A 20218-nucleotide genomic window follows, 5' to 3' on the forward strand; every position below is an offset into this window, starting at 1 on the left:
CTTAGAAATTCTAAGAAGGCTTTTTCGTGTGAGAGAATATCGCTCGCGCGAAGGGCTTGCGAGTTATCTGGGGCGCTTCGCCTCTTTTAGCTTCTGTTTTTTCTCGGAGATAACTTCGCTAAAGCCGTAGGCCAGGATGCCGGCGGGCATGGCGAAGAAGCCCACGCCGGTGAGCGCGACCAACCCGCCGATGATCCTGCCGGCGGTGGTGACGGGGGTGACGTCGCCGTAGCCCACGGTGGTCATGGTCATAACCGCCCACCACATCGACTCGGGGATGCTCGAAAACGCCTCCGGTTGCGTGGGGTGCTCGGCGTAATAGATCATGCCGGAGGCCATCACCAACATCAGCACCGAGATCAGCGCGACCGAGAAAAGTTCCTCGCGCTTGCGGCGCAAGACCTCGATGATCAGCGATAGCGCGGTGGAGTGTCGGGTGAGCTTGAGGATTCGAATCAGGCGGAAGCTGCGCGCGAAGCGAAGGTCCAGCGGGCCCGTAAAATAGCCCGGGGCCACCGCCATCAGGTCGATGAGCATCAGCGGGTGGAAGATAAATTTAACCCGGCCCCAGAATGGGTCCTCCAGGCGCTCGGCGACGCACCAGACCCTCAGGATATACTCGACGCTAAAGAGAACGACCGAGAGGCGCTCGATCGCGACAAAGGCCGCGTCATAGGCCTGCAACTCGGGCATGGTGCTCAGCATCAGCGCAATAATATTGATGGTGATAAGCGTGGCCAGGCCGTATTCGACGATCTGGGGGCCCAGAGTGTCAGCGTGGTCATCTTCGAGAAGATAATAGAACTGACGCCGGAGTTTTTTCACGAATAGACCCTTGAGGTGCGAGAGCTGGAGAGAGCGCGGCGATTCTAACGGAGTGTTTTCGACAGAACCAGACGCGTCGAGCAGAAATCGGCTCAACCGGGCCGCTCGCCCCGGGGCGTGGGGCGGCAGCTTCGCCGTGGTTTCATTCTGACCGGGATCAATTATACTCGGCGCGGCTCACTATTTTTTTTGCAACTCGCCCGTGGGAGTTAAGATGCGTTTGAAATTAATCGTCCTCGCCATTGGCGCCGCGATCGCCGTGTATGCGCTTATATTCGGGAGCCAAGCGCTCTCGAAGCTGTCGAAATACCGCACGTCGACGACGATATCGCAGAGCGAGGAGCCCGCCGATGTGGGACCGACGCGCGAGATTCCGACCATCGTGAATACCGGAATTGGCGGGATTAATAAGAGCCTATCCGGCATGAAGGATAACGTTCAGAATACGGTCGACGAGCGCCAGGAACGGCTCGACGAGCAGATCGAGATCGCGAAATAATACGGCGCCCGGCCGGCGTTTTTTGGCTGACTATTGAGATTTTATTGCTTTGAGGAGTTCGGACTAAGATGAGCGTGATAACGATTGACCGTGACGAAATAAATCGCCAATTAAGTGAAATCGAAGACGCTCAGCGTGAGCGCGAGCACCGGGGCGATATGCGCCGGCGCCGCGCGGTTCAGGGGTTGGCGGCGGTCGGGCTGTTGAGCGAGGCGGCGCGCGAGGCCTATCGGCGCGAAGTCTTGCCGTCGCTGCCGTCGGCGCGATTTCTTTTGGAGAGCGCGCACCCACGCAGCAGCGAGGCGGATCGCCGGGCGGGCGCGGCCATCCTGGACGCGTACCGCTGGAAGACCACGATGCGCCCGTCCCGGGAGTCGCTGCATCGCTCCGCGCCGATCACGTCTTCGCACGCGGCGACCATCGCGCTGAGCGCGGCAGGCGGGGAGCGTCGGGCCGATGAGAGCCCGTGGATCTCCATCGCGAGCGCGGGGTTCTCGGCGATTCGCGCGGTCGCCGTCGGCCGCCAGGTGCTCGAAGATATCGAAGACGGTCACCTCGACGTGTTCACCACGCTCAACGCCGTGGCCAGCATCGCCGCGGTCCCGCTGACCATGCCCGAAGCGATGCGCGCGATGCGTGGACTTTTGGCACGCTAAGTGCTTTATTAATGCCCGTGTATTTCGTTTGTTAAGCGTTCAGTTGCAGAAATTTTTAGGGAATTGAAAATGAGTGTAAAAAAATGGCTTTTGTCGTTCGCCTGCGCCGCGACTCTTATGGGGATTTCGACGAGCGCATTTGCCGCCGATTTTAAACCCTTTACGCCGGTCAAAAATGTATGCCCTGAGTGCGTGCAGCCGAAAGCCGACGAGATGAAGCTCAACGACGGCCAGGCAATTCGCGGCACCGTGGTCGCCGAAAATGTCGATTTTTATGTGTTTCTTCGCTACGGCGAGGTCCGCGCGATTCCGAAGTCGGCCGTCGCAAATATCGTCTGGGCCAACGGCTCGAAGCCCGCGGGGCTCGACCGCTACGAGCAAGTTCTGCTGAAGAACGGCCATGTCCTCTCGGGCACCATCATCAACGATAGCCAGGAGCCGCCGCTGTACGAAGTCAAAGCCTCGTTCGCGAACGTGACGATCATGGCGGCCAAAGATCAGGTCAAGAAAGCCTATCGAAACGGTCAGGAAATCGAAGTTAAATAATCGAGCGCTTTGACCGCGTTTGATATGGCAAAAGCCGGCCGCCCATTGGGGCAGCCGGCTTTTGCTTTCTATTCGCGCTGGCGTCAGGCGCCACTCACCAACTATGCAGCCGCGCCTGTTTCGTGGTGCTCTGGAGTGCTTCGACCTCGGCGCTGGCCAATTCATCCAGGCGGGTCTTCACCGCGTCGTGGCCGAAATAACGCCGGGCCAGGTCGGTGTAGACGGTATAATGGCGCGCCTCGGATTCAAATAATTGCCCGTAGTAGGCGGCCAGCGGGGCGTCCTTGACCCGCTCGGAGAGGATCTTGAAGCGCTCGGCGCTGCGCGCCTCGATGAGCGCGGCGACGATCAGCCGGTCGAGCAGGCGCTGCGGCTCTTGTTTGCGCACCTTGCCCACCAGGGTGGTGGCGTAGTCCGCAGCCTCCAGCCTGATCAGCTCGATGCCGCGCTCGGCGAGGATGCCGAGCATCTGCTCGAAATGGCGCATCTCCTCGCGCACGATGGGGCTCAGGGTCATGGGCAGATCGGGGCGCCCGGTATAGCGAAAGATCATGCTCAGCGCGGTGGAGGCGGCGCGTTTTTCGAGATGGGCATGATCGACCAGCACCAGATGAAGGTCGTCTTCGATGCGGTCAAACCAGCCCGGGTCCGTTGGAGCGGCGAGATGAAGCATAAGATTGGCCTGCGAGCAGCAAAAAAGATGAAATGAACGACGGGAAATAAGGAATCGCGGAGTATCGAAGCTCCGCGTTGCGATCCTCGTTTAGACTTTTGCCAACACAATGTATAGTGCGTCGGCAAACGTCACTCGCGCAGGATGATATCATGACGACCGAACAGAATGACCCGAAGAATCGCCTGGCCGACGACCGTCGAAGCTCCGTTCGCGTGCGCAGTTTACTGCCGTGCGCGGTGCGGGTGGTTGAGGCCGATAAGATCGACGCCGTCGAGGCGCGCATCCTGGACATGGCGGTCGCCGAGTCCGAGGGGGCCTTGCAAGATACGATCGATTGGAGCGAGCGCAGCGACGAGCTGCCGCGCGAGGTCGTCTTTATGCTCAACGAGGTGCGCGCGCTGCGCCAGCAGTTGACCGAGATTCACCGCCTCGTTGAGCGAAGCGGGCAGGGCGCGCTGAAGTCGCGCTGGGTCACGGTCAATGACCGCGGCTTTCACTACATCCGAGAAGCCGACGAGCCGCGCTTTGAGGTCGGGGATTTCGTCGAATTCAAATTGCGCATCCCCAGCATTCACAACCCCGACGTGCTCGCCCTTGGCGAGGTCGTGCGGGTCGAGGAGACCGAGGATGGGGAGTCGACGGCGGTGAAGTTTCGGGCGATCTCGGAGCTGCATAAAAAGGCGATTCTTCGCTACGCGATGCGTCGCGAACGCCAACTGGTTCGCAGCCAAAAACTGCCGATATTTCGCGACGATGGTTCATTCGAATAAATGAACCTAATGACGTTGAAACTCGCGGCGTTTTGCGTCACCATTAAGGCGTCTTAGGAAAATCATCTGAAGCGAAGATAACATTGTTTTCAGCAACTTAATTAACTTCCGTCATTGGATAAGAAATGCGCTCATATACCTCGATATACGCCTGGTTATTCTCATTGCTTTTGGTCGCCTCCGTGGGGTGCGGCCGAGACGCCGCCGAGGATGTCTGCAGTGAGACGGACCCGTGTCCGGGAGACCTGGTTTGCGTCGAGGGCGCGTGTTTTGACCCGGGCGACGGGGAGGACGGCGGTCTCGAGGATGCCGACGATGTTGAGGACGGGTTTGTTGATGACGCCGAAGTCGACGGCGGCCCCGACCAGCCGGATGTCATCGAGGTGGCCTGCGAGACCGACCGGGATTGCCCGGCCGCGCAACTCTGTGCCGAAGATCTCTGCATCGACCGCCCCGAGTGCCTCATCGATAACGATTGCGGCGATGACGAGATCTGCCTGGGCGGCAGTTGCACCTATTCGCCGGAGTGCGACGCCGATAGCGCGTGCGCGGAAGGCTATGAATGTGTGGGTGGGCAATGCTTTGAGGAGGTCTGTCGCGGCCCGAATGATTGCGCCGATGGTGAGCTATGTGACGGCGGGGAGTGCGTCACGCCGCCCAGCGTGACCTCGTGTTTTGTGGCCTCCCAAACCCTGAGCGTGTCGCGCAACCAGCGCATTCCGTTGCAGGCATTCGCCATGGACGCCGACGGCGAGGGCCTGGCCGCAACGTTTATATGGACCTCCAGCGACCCCTCCGTCGCCACCATCGCCGCCAATCATCAGAGCGCGCTTGGCGCCGGCGGCACCGGCAGCACCACCTTGAGCGCCCAGACCGCTTCGGGCGTGGCCTGTGAGGGGGCGATTGAGCTGGTCGGCGAGAGCGAAGTCGCCGTCGGCGACCTTCGCGTTCGCATCTTTGACGAAGAGACCGGCGCGCCCGTGGTGGGCGCCGAGGTCGTGATCGCCGGACAAGTTGTGACGACCGATGCGACCGGCGTTGCTGGCCTCGACATGCCGGATGGCGGCTATAGTCTGTCGGTGTTCGCCGAAGAATATAATTATATCACGATCAACGGTCTGAGCACGGCAGATGTTCGCATCCCGCTTTCGAAGCGCGCTGGCAGCGGTCCGGTGGGCGGCTTCACCGGTAACTTCGACCTGAGCCGCATCAACTCCAGCGGGGACGTGAACCTGGGACTCGCCGGGGCGAGCATCGCCGGCGGGTTGCTCAACCTGAACCTGCAGAGTCTCCTGGGCGAGCCCTTTATGTCGGAGGTTTCGATCCCCGGCATGGGCGCCAGTGAGCTGCCGCTGCCCGGTGGATTGGTGATTCACGGGCAGGTGTTCGGCTTTGACCTTGATATTAAGCAAAAATATTACGCCACCGCGTCCACGGGCGCGCGCCTGGGGTGGGGCCTGGCCGGCAAAGTGCCGGGCATGGAGCTTTTCGGCCTGATCCAAGGAGGCGGCGGGGCGGCCGATATGCTGACGACCTTGCTGCCGCTATTCAGCCGCTTCGACCACGCCAACCGTCCGTTGAACCTCAACGCGATGCCGCGCGTGGCCGACGTCAACGATATCAACGGCAACGGCGACACCAGCGATATGATTCCGAATTACGACGCCTTCCCCGAAGTCGCGCTGCGCCCGGGCGTCAAGCAGGTGTTGGCCAGCGAAATCAACGTGTCGAACTTCCCCGAGATGACCAACGGCCCGGCTTCGGTCGCCGTATTGGTCGCCGGCACGCTGCTTGAAGGCCCCGGCTTTGTGCCGCTGGGAATCAGCGCGACCGCCGACGAAGACGAAGATGGTCGCCCGGATAATCGTCGCCTGACCATGGCGCCGCCCTACGGCTCGCTGAGCGGCGGACGTCACGCGGTGATCGCCATCGCGTTTGAGCCGAGCGAAGTCGGATTTGAAGACGGTATTTCGTTGCCCGATGAGTTCTCGGTGGCCCTGTGGAATGGCCAATCGCTGCCCGGCAGGGTAGCTTTGGGCGCGTTCCCGGACGCGTCGACCGCCACGCTCGACCCGGCCGCGCGCACGCTGAGCGTGCAGGCAGACGCGGGCCCGCTCTTCCGCGTGCGCATGGTTGGTCAAGAGAGGTCCTGGGATGTCTGGTCGGTCGGACCGGCCGGCACGCAGGGCCAATTTACCCACGAGATTTCACTGCCCGAGCCCACCAACGGGCGCGAGGACCTGATGCAAACCGGCGAGGTTTTTATTGACGCAATCGCCGCAGAAATTACGATGAACGAGTTAGTCAGCGCCACAGGAATCGGGCTCAACCGAGCCGGCCTGGTCTCCACACGGTTCAACCGCACTAAATTAAACTGAGTCAATCTGTGAAAATAGATCGTCTGTCCGACCCCGCCAGCACCTCGCTGGCGGGCGTTGTGGTATCTAAACGCCCCGCCGAGTCGAATCTTCAGGCACGAATTCAACCCTCTTTACAGTCTTCCATGAAAAATACGTCATCGAATTTGTGGCGGCTCGGGCTCTTGTCCGCGACCGTCTGCGGGATGCTCGCGGGCACTGGATGCAGCGCGCAATCGACGGATACCCGTCAGAAATCCGAGTCTCAGGGGCTCGCCACGAGCGCCGCGAACTCCAGCGCGCCCAAGGCCGGTGAGGCCGCCGCGAAGGCGGAGCCGGAGAAGCCGAAGATCGCGCCTGCGCTGCCCGCCCTTGAGGGCGCGCATTTCTCGGTTTTCGATCTTCTGGTGAACCGTCCGCTGGCGCATCGAATCGCGTTCGCAGACCGCGCGCCGACCCTGTTGGTCGACGCGAACACGCCCGATTTTATGCGCTATATTCACGGCAACCACACCAAAGATTGGATGCTCGGGACCACGCTCGACAAGCAGACCGCCGCGGCGATTAAGGCGCGAAACGCGAGCCTCTGGCTGCCGACGCTGCGCCCGGATGTCGAGCAGCAATTACGCCTGAAGGTCTTCAACCCGGCGCAGTGGCAGAATACGCTGACGGTCAAGGTGAACGGTCAGGCGCTCGAGCCGGCCAGTCTGGCCGAGGGCTGGCAAGAGGTGACGATTACGGTGCCGGCGGATTCCAAGGTCCGCGGTGATAGCCAGATTGACCTCTCGTTCTCGAATATGGGTCGCATTAACGGACAGCTGTCCGGCGGTGCGATTGCCTGGGTGGCGCTCGGAGCGGCGCTGCCGGATGAGGCGGCCGCGGCCGAGAAGGCGCCGGCCGAAGGCGACGCCGAGGATAAAGGCGCCAAGCAGGATGAGGTGGCCGATTCGGCGGCGCAGGCCGGGAGCGGAAGCGCGGGCGGGGGCGAAGGTGCCACGCCAGCGCCGGATGAGGAGGAGGCTGAGGAGGCGGTCGAGGCGGTGTCTATGGCCGCGGCCGCGCTCGAAAAACACTCGTCGATGCCGCTGGCTCAGGATAAGCTGACGCTGGACGCCGAGACCGGCATGGCCTGGTATATTTGGGTGCCCAAGAAAGGCCAGCTCTCGCTGGACCTTCACGCTCCCGAAGAGTGCGGCGTTGAACTCGAACTCTATATCGAGGACCCCGCGGCGAAGACCGGCGTGAAGAAGGCGACCTCGGTGGCCCGCAACCTCGTCAAAGCGCGCGGCACCGAGCAGAAGACCGCCATCGACCTTTCCGAGTGGTCCGAGCAAATCGCGCGCGTCGAGCTGCGCGGCAGCGACGGGTGTGACGCCGGCGAGCAGGTCGAGATTCGCGAGGCTTCGCTGGTAATGCCGGGTGAGCGACCGGCTGTGCCGACGGGCGTCAAACCCCCGGAGCGCATCATCATGTGGGTCATCGACACCCTGCGCGCCGACTATTTGCCCCTCGGGTTTGAGACCGACGTGCAGGCCCCGAACCTGGTCAAATTGGCCGAGGAGGGCGCCTATTTCACCACGGCTTATGTGCAGGGCAACGAGTCACGCACCAGCCACGCCGCGCTGTTTACCGGGCAATATCCGAGCCGAAACGGCCTGGTCGGCAAGGGCATTTTGCACCCGCGTCATTACCTCTTCTCCGAGGCCGTTCAGGACCACGGCTATAAGACCGCGATTCACGTGGCCAACGGCTATGTCTCCAAAAACGGCGGCTTCGCCCAGGGCTGGAATCACTACGTCAACAACCTGCGCGAGGGCTGGGGCATCAAGGGCGAAGACATCGCCCGGCACGGCCTGGATTGGGCGAAGAAGAACTCCGAGGACCCCTTTCTTCTGTACCTCGGCACCATCGACCCGCACGTGACCTACCGCGCGCATAAGGGCATCACCGAGCTCTATGACACCAAGCCCTATAGTGGCCGCTACGGTCGCTATATCTCGGGCCAGGACCTCGGCGCCATCAAGGGCGGTCGCGCGGTCAGCGAGCGCGACAAAGAGCGCATTATCAACCTGTATAAGGGCGAAATTACCTATAATGATCAGGCGTTTGGGGAGCTTCGCGCCGGGCTCGAAGAGGCCGGTCTGTGGGAGGGAACCATGGTGATTGTCACCTCCGACCACGGCGAGGAATTCTGGGAGCACGGCAGCGTCGGGCACGGCCATAACGTCCACCAGGAGTTGGTGAACGTGCCGCTGATTGTCTATTATCCGCCGCTGATCAACAAGAATAGCGTGGTCACCGCGGGCGTGGACGTCATCGACGTCTATCCGACGATTCTCGACGCGCTCGGGGCCAAGCGCCCCGATGATTTGCAGGGTAAGAGCGTGATTCCGCTGACCCATCACGTCCAGGGGGACTACCCCGAGCCGGCCGTGGCGACCCAATATAAGATCCACTACGCGATGCAGATGAAGCAGTGGAAATTATACCTGAAGCGGGGCACCTATGAGTTATACGACCGAAACGCCGACCCGCTGGAGCTCAAAAACGTCGCCGAGCAACACCCGCTGGCCAGTCGCTGGACCCTGGACTCGATGGGGTATTTCCGCGCGCACCGAGAGCGCTGGAATAAGGAGACCTGGGGAGTTGCTAGCAACCTGAAGCCTGGGTTTGTTGATCATATATCTGCGGAGTGAACTCAATGAGTTCGAATGAGAACGGAAGCAACGGAGCGCCTGGTGATCTAGGGATGGGTGCCCTCGGGAGAATGTCCGAGGAGCGCCCGCTCGACGCCTTATTGCCGGAGTTAAATAAGTCGCGTCGCCAAAAGAGCGAGCCCATCGACGCCTCCGCGGTGCACCCGCGGGTGCTCGAGGTCACGCTCGAAGATAGTTGGGAGTGGACCCTGGGCGCCTGGTCTGACCCGGGCGCGCGGGCCCTGGATAAGCTGCTGCGCGAGCTGATTCAGGTGACCGTCCTGGCCGAGCTGAGTAAGTCGCCGGATAATAAGACGGCCGCGCGCAACTTTGAGAAGATGCGCCTGCTCGTGTTCGCGCCGATGTCGGCCGAGAGCCAGAAGGTCATCGAGGAGATCGGGTTTTCGAAGATCGATTTCGCCCCGGACCAATACGCCGAGCGGATCAACGCCTGGCGAGACGAGGCGCGCGCAGCCGGGCTGACGCCCTCGCCGCGCCCGAGCGCGGTCTATGTGATGGATATCTCGCGGGTGGACCCGGTGATCGCCAACAACCTGTTGACCATCCAGGCGGAGATGACCAAGAAGTTGGCGGGTGAGTTCTGGGGGCAGACCCCCGGCGGCCCCTCACGCCTTATGGCGACCTATTTGCGCCAATATTTGAACGCCTCGGTGACCCCGAATCGCAAGGGTCTCCACGAGTTGGAACTATTTATCGTCCAGGACAAACAGAATTGTCTGCGCTGGATTGACCCGTCGATTTTTCAGGCCTTATGCGATTTTATCGGCGTGATCCTGCGCGCGGTCCACGATTTGGACGTGCAGTGGGGCGTGTGCACGCCGGATTCTTCGGGCTTTGCGTCGCCGCCGGTTTTTCGGGTGAAGAGAAAGGACGGATATAAGATCGTGCCGGTCTCTTTGCACCTGCTTAATTGGTGCGTGATGCCGCGCGGTGAGGAGGCGCCGTCGCTGGCGGAGTCGGTCGACGCGCTCGCGCGTGAGTTGAAATAGGCGGGCGGGGCGGCCTCAGGCCGGGGCATGGCGCAGCGAATTTTAGGACTATGACAGGAGCTTTTGATGAACACCAAAGCACGTCGCGTCTCGTTTAAGGGCGCGCATGGCCTCACCCTGGACGCTCGCCTGCAAACTCCCGCCGATGTTGAGCCCAGCGCCTACGCCTTGCTGGCGCATTGTTTTAGCTGCAGCAAGGACCTCACCGCCCTGGTGCGTCTGAGTAAGCACCTGGCCGCCAAGGGCATCGCGGTGCTGCGATTTGACTTCACGGGGCTGGGCAATTCGGAGGGGGATTTTGCCAATACCAACTTCTCTTCCAACGTCGAAGACCTGGTGGCCGCGGCCGATTTTTTGAGGGCCGAATTCGAGGCGCCGACGCTGCTGATCGGGCATAGCTTTGGGGGAACCGCGGTGCTCAAAGCCGCGCCCCAGATCCCCGAAGTGCGCGGGGTTTGCACCATCGCGGCGCCCTTTGACCCGGCGCATATCCTCGACTCGATCCGGGTCGACATCGACGCGGTCGAAGCCCAGGGCGTGGCGACTGTGAATATCGGCGGCCGCCCGTTTCAGATTCAGCGCCAATTCCTCGATGACGTGCGCGACGCACAGCTCGCCGAGGATATCGCGGCCTTCGACGGCGGCCTGCTGGTGATGCATAGCCCGCAGGACCGCGTCATCGATATTCGAAACGCCGAGCAGATCTTCGAGGCGGCATCTTACCCAAAGAGTTTCGTGACGCTGGACGGCGCGAGTCATCTTTTGCGCGGCGCTGAGCACGGGCAATTCGCGGGCGAAATGCTGGCGACCTGGGCGGACCTGTATATCGACCGGGCGCAGCCGGCCGAGGCGACCGGCGAAGATAGCGAGCCGGACACGGTGCTCGTCGAGCAAACCGACGAGGGGCTCTATGTCAATCGTGTGGTCCTGGGGCGGCATCAATTTTGGGTCGATGAGCCGCTGAGCATGGGCGGGGACGACGCGGGGCCGGACCCCTACGGTCTGGTGTGCGCCGCTCTGGGCGCCTGCACGTCGATGACCCTGCGTATGTACGCCGACCGCAAGGAGTGGCCGCTTGAGCACGTTCAGGTAAAGGTTCGCCACGCGAAGGTCAGCGCCGATGGCGCTGCGGATAACAAGCGCGGCGCACAGGTGGATAAATTTAGCCGAGAGATTCGCCTCCGCGGGGACCTGGACGCCGCGCAGCGCGCGCGTCTGGTCGAAATCGCGAACCGCTGCCCGGTGCATCGAACGCTGACCCGCGAGAATATCATCGAGACCGAATTGTTGGAGTTTCCAGACGCGCAATAATCTGCGCGCCTGAGCCCCGCTGAGTTACGCGGTCGCGCGCATGATGCCGAACCCGAGCAGGGTGAGCAGTGCGACCGAGATGATGGTGATGAGCACGGCGAGCCCGTTGGGCAGGCGTTGGTGCTCATCGGGGACTTTGCCGGTGTAGAGGCCGCGGTCGGTGCTCAGGAAGAAGTAGCCGCCTTGCACCGAGATATTGTGGATGTCGGCGCGGTCAATGCCCCGGCGCTTGGGCCAATTCAACTGATAATTGCGAAAGCTCGGGCGTTCCTGCTCGGTGTCGGTGACCAACACCAGATAGGTGGTCTGGAAGCTCTCGACGATGAGCAGATGTTTGTCGTCGATAAGCTCGTATAGAAGGATCTCACCGTCGCTCCAGGGGCCGCGCAGGTCGCGCCAGGAGCTTCCGCCGTCCAGGGACCGCGCGAAGCGGTTTCGATGCGCCATAAAGACATTTTCGGGGGATAAACTCGGGTTGTGCGCCAGGAAGACGTCGCTGGGGCGCGGGCCGCGCTCAAGGCTGGAGACCGCGTGCCAGGTCTCGCCGTTATTATAGGATCGCCATAATTGTGTCGGCGCCGAGGGGTTCAGGCCGCGCGTTACCAGATAGATGCGCTCGCCGACTTCGGTGGTGAAGTTCGAGATATAGGAGCCCTCAAGCGCGCTCTCGAAGGCCGGGTTCAGGGCGAGCGATGTCCATGAGACCCCGGAGTCCAGCGAGGTCAGTGGGCCGCGGTGGGCGGACCAGGCGTAGACCTGAGGGTTATCCGGGTGGGCTTCGATGGCGACGATGGCCCGCGGGGGCAAATCCATGCCGCGAAAACGCGGGGCGCGAAACGCGGTGGCGCCCGTGGGGGCGGAGGGCGCGGCCTGTGAGACGCTCGATTTACCGCTGGTTTCAAGGCGCACGATGGCGCCGGTGGTGGTGCCGCTGAGGATGGCGCCGCTGTCGTGCTCGACGCGAATCGCGGTGATGGCGCGCGGTTGCAGCATCTGCCATTGGCCGCTCTCGGGGCGTCCGGCGAGGCGGTAGAGCCCGGCGTCGGTGCCGAGCAAAAAGGCGTCGCTTTCGTCGGCGCCGATATCTGATGCGCGGGTGGCGCGCAGCTCGTCGTTGATGTTCTGCCAGGTCTTGCCGCGGTCTAGGGAGCGCAGCACCCCGGCGCCGTTGGTGGCGGCCCAGACGCGGTCGTGTTTGCGGCTATAGGCGAAGTCGACGACGCCGCGAAGGTCAAGGTCAGGGGGGCGCACTTCGGTGAACTTCTCGCCCAAATCGTCGCTTCGATAGATCGCGCCGTCTTCCAGGGCGAGCAGCAGCGTCGCGGGGTGGTCCGGGGTGGCGGCCAGCACCTGCAATGCCTGGCCCTGGGTGTCATCCTGGGTCAGGGAATACCAGGTGAGGCGGTTCCAGGTCTTGCCGTCATCTTCGCTCTTGAACAGCCCTTCGGAGGTCAGGATGAGCACCAGGTTGGTGCCCGGCACGGTCGCCAGTTGGGAGTCGGCGCCGTCGAGCACCGCGACTTCCTTAAACTTCGGCTCGCCCGCGTCACGTCGGTAAATATGGAGGCGCTCGCGAAGCATCGTGAGCATCTCGTAGGGGCGCTGGGGGGCGGCCGGAAGGTAGTGGCGCAGCATATACGGCAGCTTGGTGCGATTGGAGTCGTCGTCGAGCTGGGCGCCGCGCAGGGAGATATTCTCCCAGAGCTCCTCGGGCTGGGCGTCCGCGCGCAGGGGCGCGTCGGCCGGGAGTTTGAGCTTCCACAGGTTATTCGCGCCCATCAGGTAGAACCCGAGCTCGCCGGTATTGACGAAGCGCAGGTGCGCCGGGTTGGGCCTAAGGGTGGGCTCAGCCGGCGGTTGGGTCTCGTCGGTCGGCCCATCGGGCGCCGGTTGATCGCTGGGTGGACGCTCGTCCTGGGTATCTGAGCCGGCGTCTGGGGCGTCGCTGGTCTCGGGCTCGTCGGGGGGATCTTCGGGCTGGGCCGCGATGATGGGCAGCGGCGTTCGGCTCCAGGTGCGACCGAGGTCTTCGCTGGTCAAAAACTCCTGGGTGCCGGTCTCCGAGACGCCCGGGGCAAGCCAGAGGCGGGAGTCATGGGCGGTAAATAATTCGGAGGGGCGAAAGTTGAGCGCGCGCCGCGCGGGCGTCAACGCCTCGTCATTGGGCTGGCCCAGGCGTTGCTGGCGCAGCGCATCTTGTGAGCGCGGCTGGATATGCTCCCAGGCGCCGCGGTCGCTGTGGTGGATAAATAGGCCGGCGTGGGAGGGCGCGACGAGGCTTGGCTCCGGGTCACCGTCGAGCACGGCGACGGTATAGACAGAGCCACCCTCGGGCATCGGAACCCGCTGCAGGTCGATGCTGCTGCGCTCCTCGACGCAACCGGCCAGGAAGCCGGCAATCAGCAACGCGAGGAGCAGTGACGCGCGCCAGGGACGGCGCGCATGCGGCGCGGCGGACGCGTCCCGAGGAGGAACACGCCCGCCGTGGGTCGGCGGGTTTGCGCAGGTGGGAATCATTCGTCGACGCTGTCCTCACCCGTGAGGATGGTGAACTCGACGCGTCGGTTATTCGCGCGACCTTCCGCGGTGTCGTTGGTGTCGATCGGGGTGGACGGGCCGTAGCCCTTGGCCGTGAGGCGCGAGGGCGCGATGCCCTTGTCGATCAGGTATTTGCGTACGCTGTCGGCGCGCTGCTGGCTGAGCTTATCGTTGAAGGCTTTGCGGCCTCGACTGTCGGTATGTCCCTCGATGCGCAGCGCCTCGATATGCGGGTGGTCTTCGAGCACTTCCACGACCTCGTTGAGGATGTCGAAGCTATCGGGGCGAATCGTCGCCTTCGACGTCTCGAAGTGAACCTTGTCGATGATGACGATCTTATCCTTGGTGACCACGACCTTGCGGCCCGGGTCCGGGCAGCCGTTTCGTTCCGGCACGCCGAACTCATCGGGGCAATCGTCCTGGTCGTCCGGGATGCCGTCGCCGTCGCGGTCGGGCGGGCAGCCGTTATATTCGGCCACGCCGGGGACGTCGGGGCAATCGTCGTCGCGGTCCAAAATGCCGTCGCCGTCGCGGTCCGGAAGCTCAAGAACCGGCGGGCCATCGTCGCCGAAGTCGTCTTCGGGGCAGCCGTCGGTCATCACGCGCGTTCCGGGCGGGGTATTCGGGCAGCGGTCGACGCTATCCGGCACGCCGTCACCGTCGCTGTCGGGTTCGGGGCAGCCGTTTTCGCTCGGGCTTCCGTCCGGGCAGGGGCTGGTGCGCCCGTCAAAGGCCGGCGATTTATAGTCCATCGACCACTCGCCGCCGTAGACCCAGTAGCCACCCAGGCCGACGAAGAGGCGAAGGTCAGGCGTGCCGACGCCGTTGGTCAGCCCGGAGCCGCCGCCGGCGGTCAACGTCCAATTGTCAGTGATCGCGTAGCGTCCGGCGAGCTTAATCTCGGCGGGGACTTCGCCGTTTCGAAGCGCGCGGCCCTTTTCGGCCAGGCTTACCGCGCCGTCGATCTCGAGAATCGCGTCGAGTTCACGCATGAACACCGGCACGCTGAGCGCCGCGCCCCACAGGAATTCGTCGCCGATGGTCGCATCACGAAAGGTCTCCTTCATCGGGCGATAGCGATACCCGAGGTTGGCGCCCACGCGCATGCCTCGCCAGATGAAATAGTCGGCCGCGGCCAGGACTTCGCCGCCCACGCCAGCGTCGCTGGTCAGCGTGTTTTGGGTCGCGATCGGGGCGTATAAGGAGCCTACCAGCGCCAGGCCGACCAGCTCATCGCGGGGATCAAGGATTTGGTATTTGGCCGACAGGCGCCAGTCGTTGATGCCCATAATCGACAGGTCCGTGGAGTCCTCGGAGCCTGGCGGGAGGATGGGTTGCAGGCCCTGGCTTGCCTGGAAGACCGTGACGGGGATGAGCAGGCCGACCTCGAAGCGGTCGAACAGGCCGACGCTTCCCAGCAGGGAGAGCGTGGTCTGGGCGTCGACCGTCTCGCTATAGCGCGCGCCGCGCGCGGCGAGCTGCAGCGGGTTGTCGGCGAAGTCCAGGTAGAAGCTTGCGTCCCACTCCAGATGTTTGGCGATGCCGGAGCTATACACGTTCAGAAAGTCAGCCGGGCCGGGGGCCGGGCGGAATCGCTGCAGTTGGATATCGGGAAGATCGAGGTCCTGGGCCTGAGCGGTCTCGGCGAAGAATCCGACGCTCAGCGCCGCCAATGCCGAAAATACGCCGGCCATGCGGCGCATCTTTGTCGCGTTAAATGACCAAGAGTCGGCGGGGTTCTCCGGCGAAGGTTGCTGCGTGGGTTTCGTCATGGGGCGTCCTGAACGTGTATTAAAACAATAATTATTTATTCGTCGAACCAGTGCGCTATTCGTGTCTATTTTGGCGTCGAGCGAGCCTGCGCTCGGCTTATGCGTTGATTTCTACGATTTTGTATCCGATTGCAAGGCGCGCAGCGCGCGGCGCGCAGGGTCCAAGCCGGCGGGCGGCTCCTCTTCATCCTGAACAAGCGCGATGGCCTCGGCGAAGATGGGGCGGGCCAGGTCGGGGCGCTCAAGCTTATTGGCGTAGAGCGTGGCGGCTTCGTTCAGAATTTCGAACCTCGCGTGCGGGTCGAGCAGCAATTCGGCGTAGGACTCGAGATCTTGTGCCAAAGCCTGGGATTTGTCGAGGGTGCGGTCGAGCGCGACGCGCCGCTCCAGCGCGTCGACATGCTCGGGCCACAGGGCGAACGCGCTGCCCCACAGCCCCCAGGCCTGCTCCAGGTCGACCAGATCTTGCTCGACGATATGCGCCGCGTCGGCCACGATTTGGCTGGCGGGAACGCGCACCGCCGAGCTGATGGTCTCGGGGTCGAGCTGAATCATGGCGTCGACGCTGACGCCCTCGGGCTGGCCGATGAGCAGGCCGAATTCGCGGCCCAGGCTCTCGATATATCCGGCCCAATCCTCGGTCGCCGCCTGGCATTGCTTGATGGCGTCGAGCGCGATGGAGTCGCCCGGCGCGGCCTTTAAGACGTTCTCGAAATGCCCCTTGGCGGCGTCGGCCTTGCCGAGCTTGTCGAGCAGCAGGCGCGCGAGGTCGCGCTCCATCTCGATGGCGTCGAGCCCGCCGCCGGCGACCTTGAGCACCGACTTGTAGTGGCGCGCCGCGCGCTCATAATCATCGAGGGTATAAGCGATTTGTCCGAGCAAGCGGTGCGCCGCCTCGTTCTGCGGGTCGCTTTGCAGCACTTCGGCCAGCCACTTCCGTGCCTCCCCTGCGCGCCCTTCAAGCTCGCCATCTTCGCCCGGCGTATCGGGCGTCTCATCCCAGATAAGCTGAGCAATAATAAGGCGATAGGTGATCTTCATCTCGGCCGAGTCGGCGTTCTCAAGGCGCGTGTTGAGGATGCGGATTCGCTCGGAGAGCGCGCCGCATTCCTCGTAAATCGCCTCCAAAGTGGTCAGCAGGGTGGGCTGGGAGCCGAGGCCGTCGGGGTCCTCGTCGCGCACCCGCTCCAGGTGGCGCCGCGCGGTCTGCGCGTCCTCGAGGTCATAATAATAGAGCTCCCCGAGCTCCAGGCTCACGCGCATCAACTCGGCCTGCTCGAGCACGATGTCGTCGTCTGCGTCGAAGTGCGACGCGATGAGCTCGTCGAGCGTGTCGGCCAGGCGCATCGGGTTGTCGAGCGAGCGCGCTTCGGCGATCTGCTCGCGAATCATCTGCTCGGGCGAAAGCTCGGCGTCGGATTCGGTGGTGTCGGCTGTGTCGCTTGGGTCCTCGGCTGCGGATTGCTGTGCCGCGCGCTCGGCCTTTTTGGCCAGGAAAAGCTCGCGATATTTGGCGCGGAAGTCATCGAGGTTTGGCTCCTCGGGCTTGGCCGATTGCGAAGATGCCGATGTCGACTTGTCTGCCTCAAGTTGCTCCGAGGTGGGCGGAAGCAACTTGCGGGTGAGCGCGTCGGCTCTCGAGAACTCGGGCGCCTCGCCGGTGCTCTGGGTCCCCACAATGGGCTCGGTGAATTCGGCCGCGAGCGATTCATCCTTGGCCTGCGCGTCGAGCTCGGGCGACGGCGTCGGGGTGTCGAAGATCTGCGCGTAGGGGTCAATCTCGAGGGCGCGGTTGACGTGTGTTTCGGCCGCAGCGTCGCGCCCGCGCTCTTGATAGATGCGCGCGATCTGGCGATGCGCGTCGACCAGACGGGCCTTCGGAGAGATGCCCGTGCGCGAGTCCGGCGCGATCCAATCGGAGGAGCCCGGCGCGAGATGCTCGGCCTGCTCGACCTCTTTCTCGAGCAGCGGAATCGCGAGGAGCCAATAGTCGGTGGCTTCGGTAAGTTGTTCGCGCTCGGTGCATAATTTGGCGGCCAATTCGAGCAAGTCGGCGTGGGTGCGCTCGGATTCGGTGTCGGCTTCGGAGAAGTCGGCGCCGTCCCACAGGGCCAGCGCGCGCCGGCAGGTCATCAGCGCCTGCTCGAGGTCTCGAAGTTCGTCGCTCCACAGACGCGCCACCCGATAGAGCAAGCGCGCCGCGCGTCTGGGATGCCCGCTGGCCTCGGCCGCGCGCGCCGCCGACCCGAAGGTCTTGAGCGCCCGCAGGGGTTCGGCGCCCACCACATAGCTCTCGCCCAGGGTGTTGAGCGCGTCGAGTTCGGTCGGGTCCAGGCGAAGCACCTTCTCCAAATAGATGCGCGATTCGCGCAACTCATCGCCCTGAGAGGCCATCGCATCCGGGGCCGCCGCGCGTTGAGCCGCGTCGCGCTCCATGAGCAAATTGGCGAGCTGGAGGTAGGTGTTTTTAAGGGCGTCGCGATCGGTATACACGCCGGTGAGGCGTTTGAGGACTTCCTCAAGGCCGGCCGCGTCGTTGAGCTGGGTATAGAGTTCGCGCAGCTTCTCCAGGGCGATGCGGTTTCGCGGCGAGACGCGCAAGATTTCGCGCAGGTGTGCGCAGGCGTCGCTGGGTCGCTCGACGCTGACATGCTCGGCGAGGCTTAGCTGGGCGAGGATCCAATCGGGCGTCTCGCCGCGGTCGCGCAGGGCGTTGGCCAGGCGCTCGAAGTGATAAATCACCTGCGCGCGTTGGTCACCTCGGGCCGGCGATAGCAGGGCGAGCGTGGGTCTGGCGAGCATGGCGCGCATATCGGCGCGGTGGTCGTGTTCGAGCTCGCGGCAGATCGCCTCGGCCTCGGCCAGGTGCGCCGGCGTGGGCGTGGCGAGCAGGCAATCGAGCGTGCGCGAGACGAGTTCGGAGTGCAGGCCGTAGACGTCGCGGTAGCCCGACAGCGTCTGCATGGCCTGGCGAATTTGCCCGTCGAAGAGCGCCTGGTCGGCGTGCACAAACAGGTCTTTGGCCTCATAGGCACCGAGCGCGCGCGCGCCCTCGCGGGTCTGGGTGAGCTGGAACTCGTCGCGAGGATTTGCCGAGCCGTTGGAGTGCGCCATGCGCCAATCGGCGTCGCGGGTGCCGGCGCGAATCGTCAACAAACCCGGGCGGATACGCGCGCCATCGAGGACGACGTCCGACAGGTTCGGCAACTTCCAACCCACATGAGCAAAGATATGGAGTAAGATGAGTTTGAGCGGGCGAAAGCTCAGGATATCGCCCGCCACGCCGACCGTGAATGATTGGCCGCGCCCCGGCGGGCGCAAAAGGTCGGTGTTGAGCAGGCCGGTCAATAATTCGAACGCGACCAGGCGCGCCGGGAAGGGCAGCGGCCCGTAGGCGCGGTAGTCATAGAGGGAGAGGTGGATCTCATCGACGCGCGCAGGCTCCGGCGGGATAAGCGCCGCCCGAAAGCTCACATACGCATCCGCTCCCATCGCCTGCACGCGCACGCTGATATGCACCGCGTCGGCCAAGAATCGGACCTGCAAATCTTGGAAGCGGTCGAGCTGCGCGGCCGCCTGGCGAAGTAAATCGCCCAGGCCGACCTCGGAGATGCCCAGCTCAATCTCGCGCACCAGGCAACGGGTGTTGCGAAAGCGGTCGAGCCCGCCGCGCGCGTCGAAGGGAAACGCCAGGTCTGGAATCTCCATGCGCAGCATTTCGAGCGTGATCCAATCGCTTAATCGCTCATGATTCGCCCAGAGGTAGCCTCGCCCGTACATAAAGTCGAGGTTGAGGCCCAGCGGATTTGTCGGTTCGGAATTCGAAGACTGCATGCGCGCCGTCAGTCCGGATTAGATAGATGCTCGTTGGCCGAGGCGAGCTGAGTAAGTTCTTTGAGTCCGGCGTCGGCCTGTGCCGCGAGTTTGGCATCTTCGCGCCGCTCGGCGAGCGCTGCGATGCTCATCCAGGCCATCGAGCGCAGCGCGGGCGGGGCCGGGTCGGATTTGGCCACCCGCGTCCAATCGCGAATCGCCGTGGCCTCACGTCCCAGCACACGCTCACATTCGGCCCGCGAGAGCATCGAGAGCGCCTGAAACGGCGCGTCGCTTGTGCGTGACGCGCGTCGAAAGCCGTGTGTCGCGCCCTCAATATCGCCCGCCTGAAGCAGGCGTAGCGCCCTGAAAAAGTCGAGCCTTTCGTACGTTATCGACCCCAACGCCAAGCCCTGTTCTACCTGCTCACCGAGGGATTGCAAATAGGAATCCGAAGCGTGGGCCTCGCGCGAGTCTTCGGCGTCATGATTCGTGGATTTAGACATGATCGTGTTGCTCCAGGCAAAAAGAAGGGCCGGGTACAACATGGTTTGGCCGAAGTCGGAGCGCAGATAATACGCGGGGGCGTCGCGCTTGTAAACTCGGGCGCGGTTCGGCGGCCAGACCTTCAAGGCTGGCAAGAAATGATGAAACCAAATCAGTCCGGAGCCAGACCTTCAAGGTCTGGCAAGAAACGCAAAACGCCCCTCCGGCGCCAAAGCCTGAGGGGCGTTTTGAAGATGTTATAT

14 protein-coding genes are annotated in these 20218 nt (G+C 63.2%); 8 read left to right on the plus strand and 6 right to left on the minus strand.

Annotation, left to right across the window (positions count from 1 at the left end):
• Positions 1-63 precede the first annotated feature (63 nt).
• On the minus strand, positions 64-825 hold the full coding sequence (locus DN745_RS04360; RefSeq protein WP_133622124.1) for an ion transporter: 762 nt from the start codon (positions 823-825) through the stop codon (positions 64-66).
• 214 nt (positions 826-1039) lie between these two features.
• On the opposite strand from DN745_RS04360, the gene DN745_RS04365 reads away from it, so the two are divergent.
• The 3 genes from DN745_RS04365 to DN745_RS04375 all read left to right on the plus strand — a co-directional run bounded on the left by DN745_RS04365 (position 1040) and on the right by DN745_RS04375 (position 2526).
• On the plus strand, positions 1040-1324 hold the full coding sequence (locus tag DN745_RS04365; protein WP_111332505.1) for a hypothetical protein: 285 nt from the start codon (positions 1040-1042) through the stop codon (positions 1322-1324).
• A 68-nt stretch (positions 1325-1392) separates the two neighbouring features.
• On the plus strand, positions 1393-1980 hold the full coding sequence (locus DN745_RS04370; RefSeq protein ID WP_111332507.1) for a hypothetical protein: 588 nt from the start codon (positions 1393-1395) through the stop codon (positions 1978-1980).
• 69 nt (positions 1981-2049) lie between these two features.
• Positions 2050-2526 (plus strand): hypothetical protein, encoded by a 477-nt coding sequence (locus tag DN745_RS04375; RefSeq protein ID WP_133622123.1) that lies wholly within the window; start codon positions 2050-2052, stop codon positions 2524-2526.
• Positions 2527-2620: 94 nt separating this feature from the next.
• On the opposite strand, the gene DN745_RS04380 is transcribed toward DN745_RS04375, so the two are convergent.
• Positions 2621-3199, minus strand: coding sequence for a MiaE family protein (locus tag DN745_RS04380; protein WP_111332510.1), 579 nt, complete (start codon positions 3197-3199; stop codon positions 2621-2623).
• Between the two features lie 152 nt (positions 3200-3351).
• On the opposite strand from DN745_RS04380, the gene DN745_RS04385 reads away from it, so the two are divergent.
• The 5 genes from DN745_RS04385 (at position 3352) to DN745_RS04405 (ending at position 11346) form a co-directional block, all read left to right on the plus strand.
• Positions 3352-3972 (plus strand): PilZ domain-containing protein, encoded by a 621-nt coding sequence (locus tag DN745_RS04385; RefSeq protein ID WP_111332511.1) that lies wholly within the window; start codon positions 3352-3354, stop codon positions 3970-3972.
• A 125-nt stretch (positions 3973-4097) separates the two neighbouring features.
• Positions 4098-6350: a carboxypeptidase regulatory-like domain-containing protein gene (locus tag DN745_RS04390; protein ID WP_111332513.1), complete on the plus strand. Its 2253-nt coding sequence runs from the start codon at positions 4098-4100 to the stop codon at positions 6348-6350.
• A gap of 125 nt (positions 6351-6475) precedes the next feature.
• Positions 6476-9025 (plus strand): sulfatase family protein, encoded by a 2550-nt coding sequence (locus DN745_RS04395; protein ID WP_133622122.1) that lies wholly within the window; start codon positions 6476-6478, stop codon positions 9023-9025.
• Between the two features lie 5 nt (positions 9026-9030).
• Positions 9031-10035: a hypothetical protein gene (locus DN745_RS04400; RefSeq protein ID WP_133622121.1), complete on the plus strand. Its 1005-nt coding sequence runs from the start codon at positions 9031-9033 to the stop codon at positions 10033-10035.
• 66 nt (positions 10036-10101) lie between these two features.
• A complete protein-coding gene (locus DN745_RS04405) occupies positions 10102-11346 on the plus strand; it encodes a bifunctional alpha/beta hydrolase/OsmC family protein (RefSeq protein WP_111332518.1) in 1245 nt (414 codons plus the stop codon).
• 24 nt (positions 11347-11370) lie between these two features.
• Here DN745_RS04405 and DN745_RS04410 read toward each other — a convergent pair whose 3' ends face one another.
• The 4 genes from DN745_RS04410 to DN745_RS04425 all read right to left on the minus strand — a co-directional run bounded on the left by DN745_RS04410 (position 11371) and on the right by DN745_RS04425 (position 19975).
• Positions 11371-13863 carry a hypothetical protein gene (locus DN745_RS04410; protein WP_133622120.1) on the minus strand — a complete coding sequence of 831 codons (2493 nt, stop codon included), beginning with the start codon at positions 13861-13863 and terminating at the stop codon, positions 11371-11373.
• Complete coding sequence (locus DN745_RS04415; RefSeq protein WP_111332522.1) at positions 13860-15656, minus strand: OmpA family protein; 1797 nt, start codon at positions 15654-15656, stop codon at positions 13860-13862. The genes DN745_RS04410 and DN745_RS04415 overlap by 4 nt, the downstream gene beginning before the upstream one ends.
• 111 nt (positions 15657-15767) lie before the next feature.
• Positions 15768-19490, minus strand: a complete 3723-nt coding sequence (locus DN745_RS04420) for a hypothetical protein (protein WP_111332524.1) — start codon at positions 19488-19490, stop codon at positions 15768-15770.
• An 8-nt stretch (positions 19491-19498) separates the two neighbouring features.
• On the minus strand, positions 19499-19975 hold the full coding sequence (locus DN745_RS04425) for a hypothetical protein (protein ID WP_133622119.1): 477 nt from the start codon (positions 19973-19975) through the stop codon (positions 19499-19501).
• Positions 19976-20218: the final 243 nt, after the last annotated feature.

Source organism: Bradymonas sediminis (genome assembly GCF_003258315.1).
GTDB lineage: Bacteria > Myxococcota_A > Bradymonadia > Bradymonadales > Bradymonadaceae > Bradymonas > Bradymonas sediminis.

What these genes read in the sequence shown, in the direction of transcription:
- DN745_RS04375 (WP_133622123.1), top strand. Translation starts at nt 2,050, where the DNA reads ATGAGTGTAAAAAAATGGCTTTTGTCGTTCGCCTGCGCCGCGACTCTT.
- DN745_RS04385 (WP_111332511.1), top strand. Translation starts at nt 3,352, where the DNA reads ATGACGACCGAACAGAATGACCCGAAGAATCGCCTGGCCGACGACCGT.
- DN745_RS04425 (WP_133622119.1), bottom strand. Translation starts at nt 19,975, where the DNA reads ATGTCTAAATCCACGAATCATGACGCCGAAGACTCGCGCGAGGCCCAC.
- DN745_RS04380 (WP_111332510.1), bottom strand. Translation starts at nt 3,199, where the DNA reads ATGCTTCATCTCGCCGCTCCAACGGACCCGGGCTGGTTTGACCGCATC.
- DN745_RS04365 (WP_111332505.1), top strand. Translation starts at nt 1,040, where the DNA reads ATGCGTTTGAAATTAATCGTCCTCGCCATTGGCGCCGCGATCGCCGTG.
- DN745_RS04415 (WP_111332522.1), bottom strand. Translation starts at nt 15,656, where the DNA reads ATGACGAAACCCACGCAGCAACCTTCGCCGGAGAACCCCGCCGACTCT.
- DN745_RS04400 (WP_133622121.1), top strand. Translation starts at nt 9,031, where the DNA reads ATGAGTTCGAATGAGAACGGAAGCAACGGAGCGCCTGGTGATCTAGGG.
- DN745_RS04395 (WP_133622122.1), top strand. Translation starts at nt 6,476, where the DNA reads ATGAAAAATACGTCATCGAATTTGTGGCGGCTCGGGCTCTTGTCCGCG.
- DN745_RS04390 (WP_111332513.1), top strand. Translation starts at nt 4,098, where the DNA reads ATGCGCTCATATACCTCGATATACGCCTGGTTATTCTCATTGCTTTTG.
- DN745_RS04370 (WP_111332507.1), top strand. Translation starts at nt 1,393, where the DNA reads ATGAGCGTGATAACGATTGACCGTGACGAAATAAATCGCCAATTAAGT.
- DN745_RS04420 (WP_111332524.1), bottom strand. Translation starts at nt 19,490, where the DNA reads ATGCAGTCTTCGAATTCCGAACCGACAAATCCGCTGGGCCTCAACCTC.
- DN745_RS04405 (WP_111332518.1), top strand. Translation starts at nt 10,102, where the DNA reads ATGAACACCAAAGCACGTCGCGTCTCGTTTAAGGGCGCGCATGGCCTC.
- DN745_RS04410 (WP_133622120.1), bottom strand. Translation starts at nt 13,863, where the DNA reads ATGATTCCCACCTGCGCAAACCCGCCGACCCACGGCGGGCGTGTTCCT.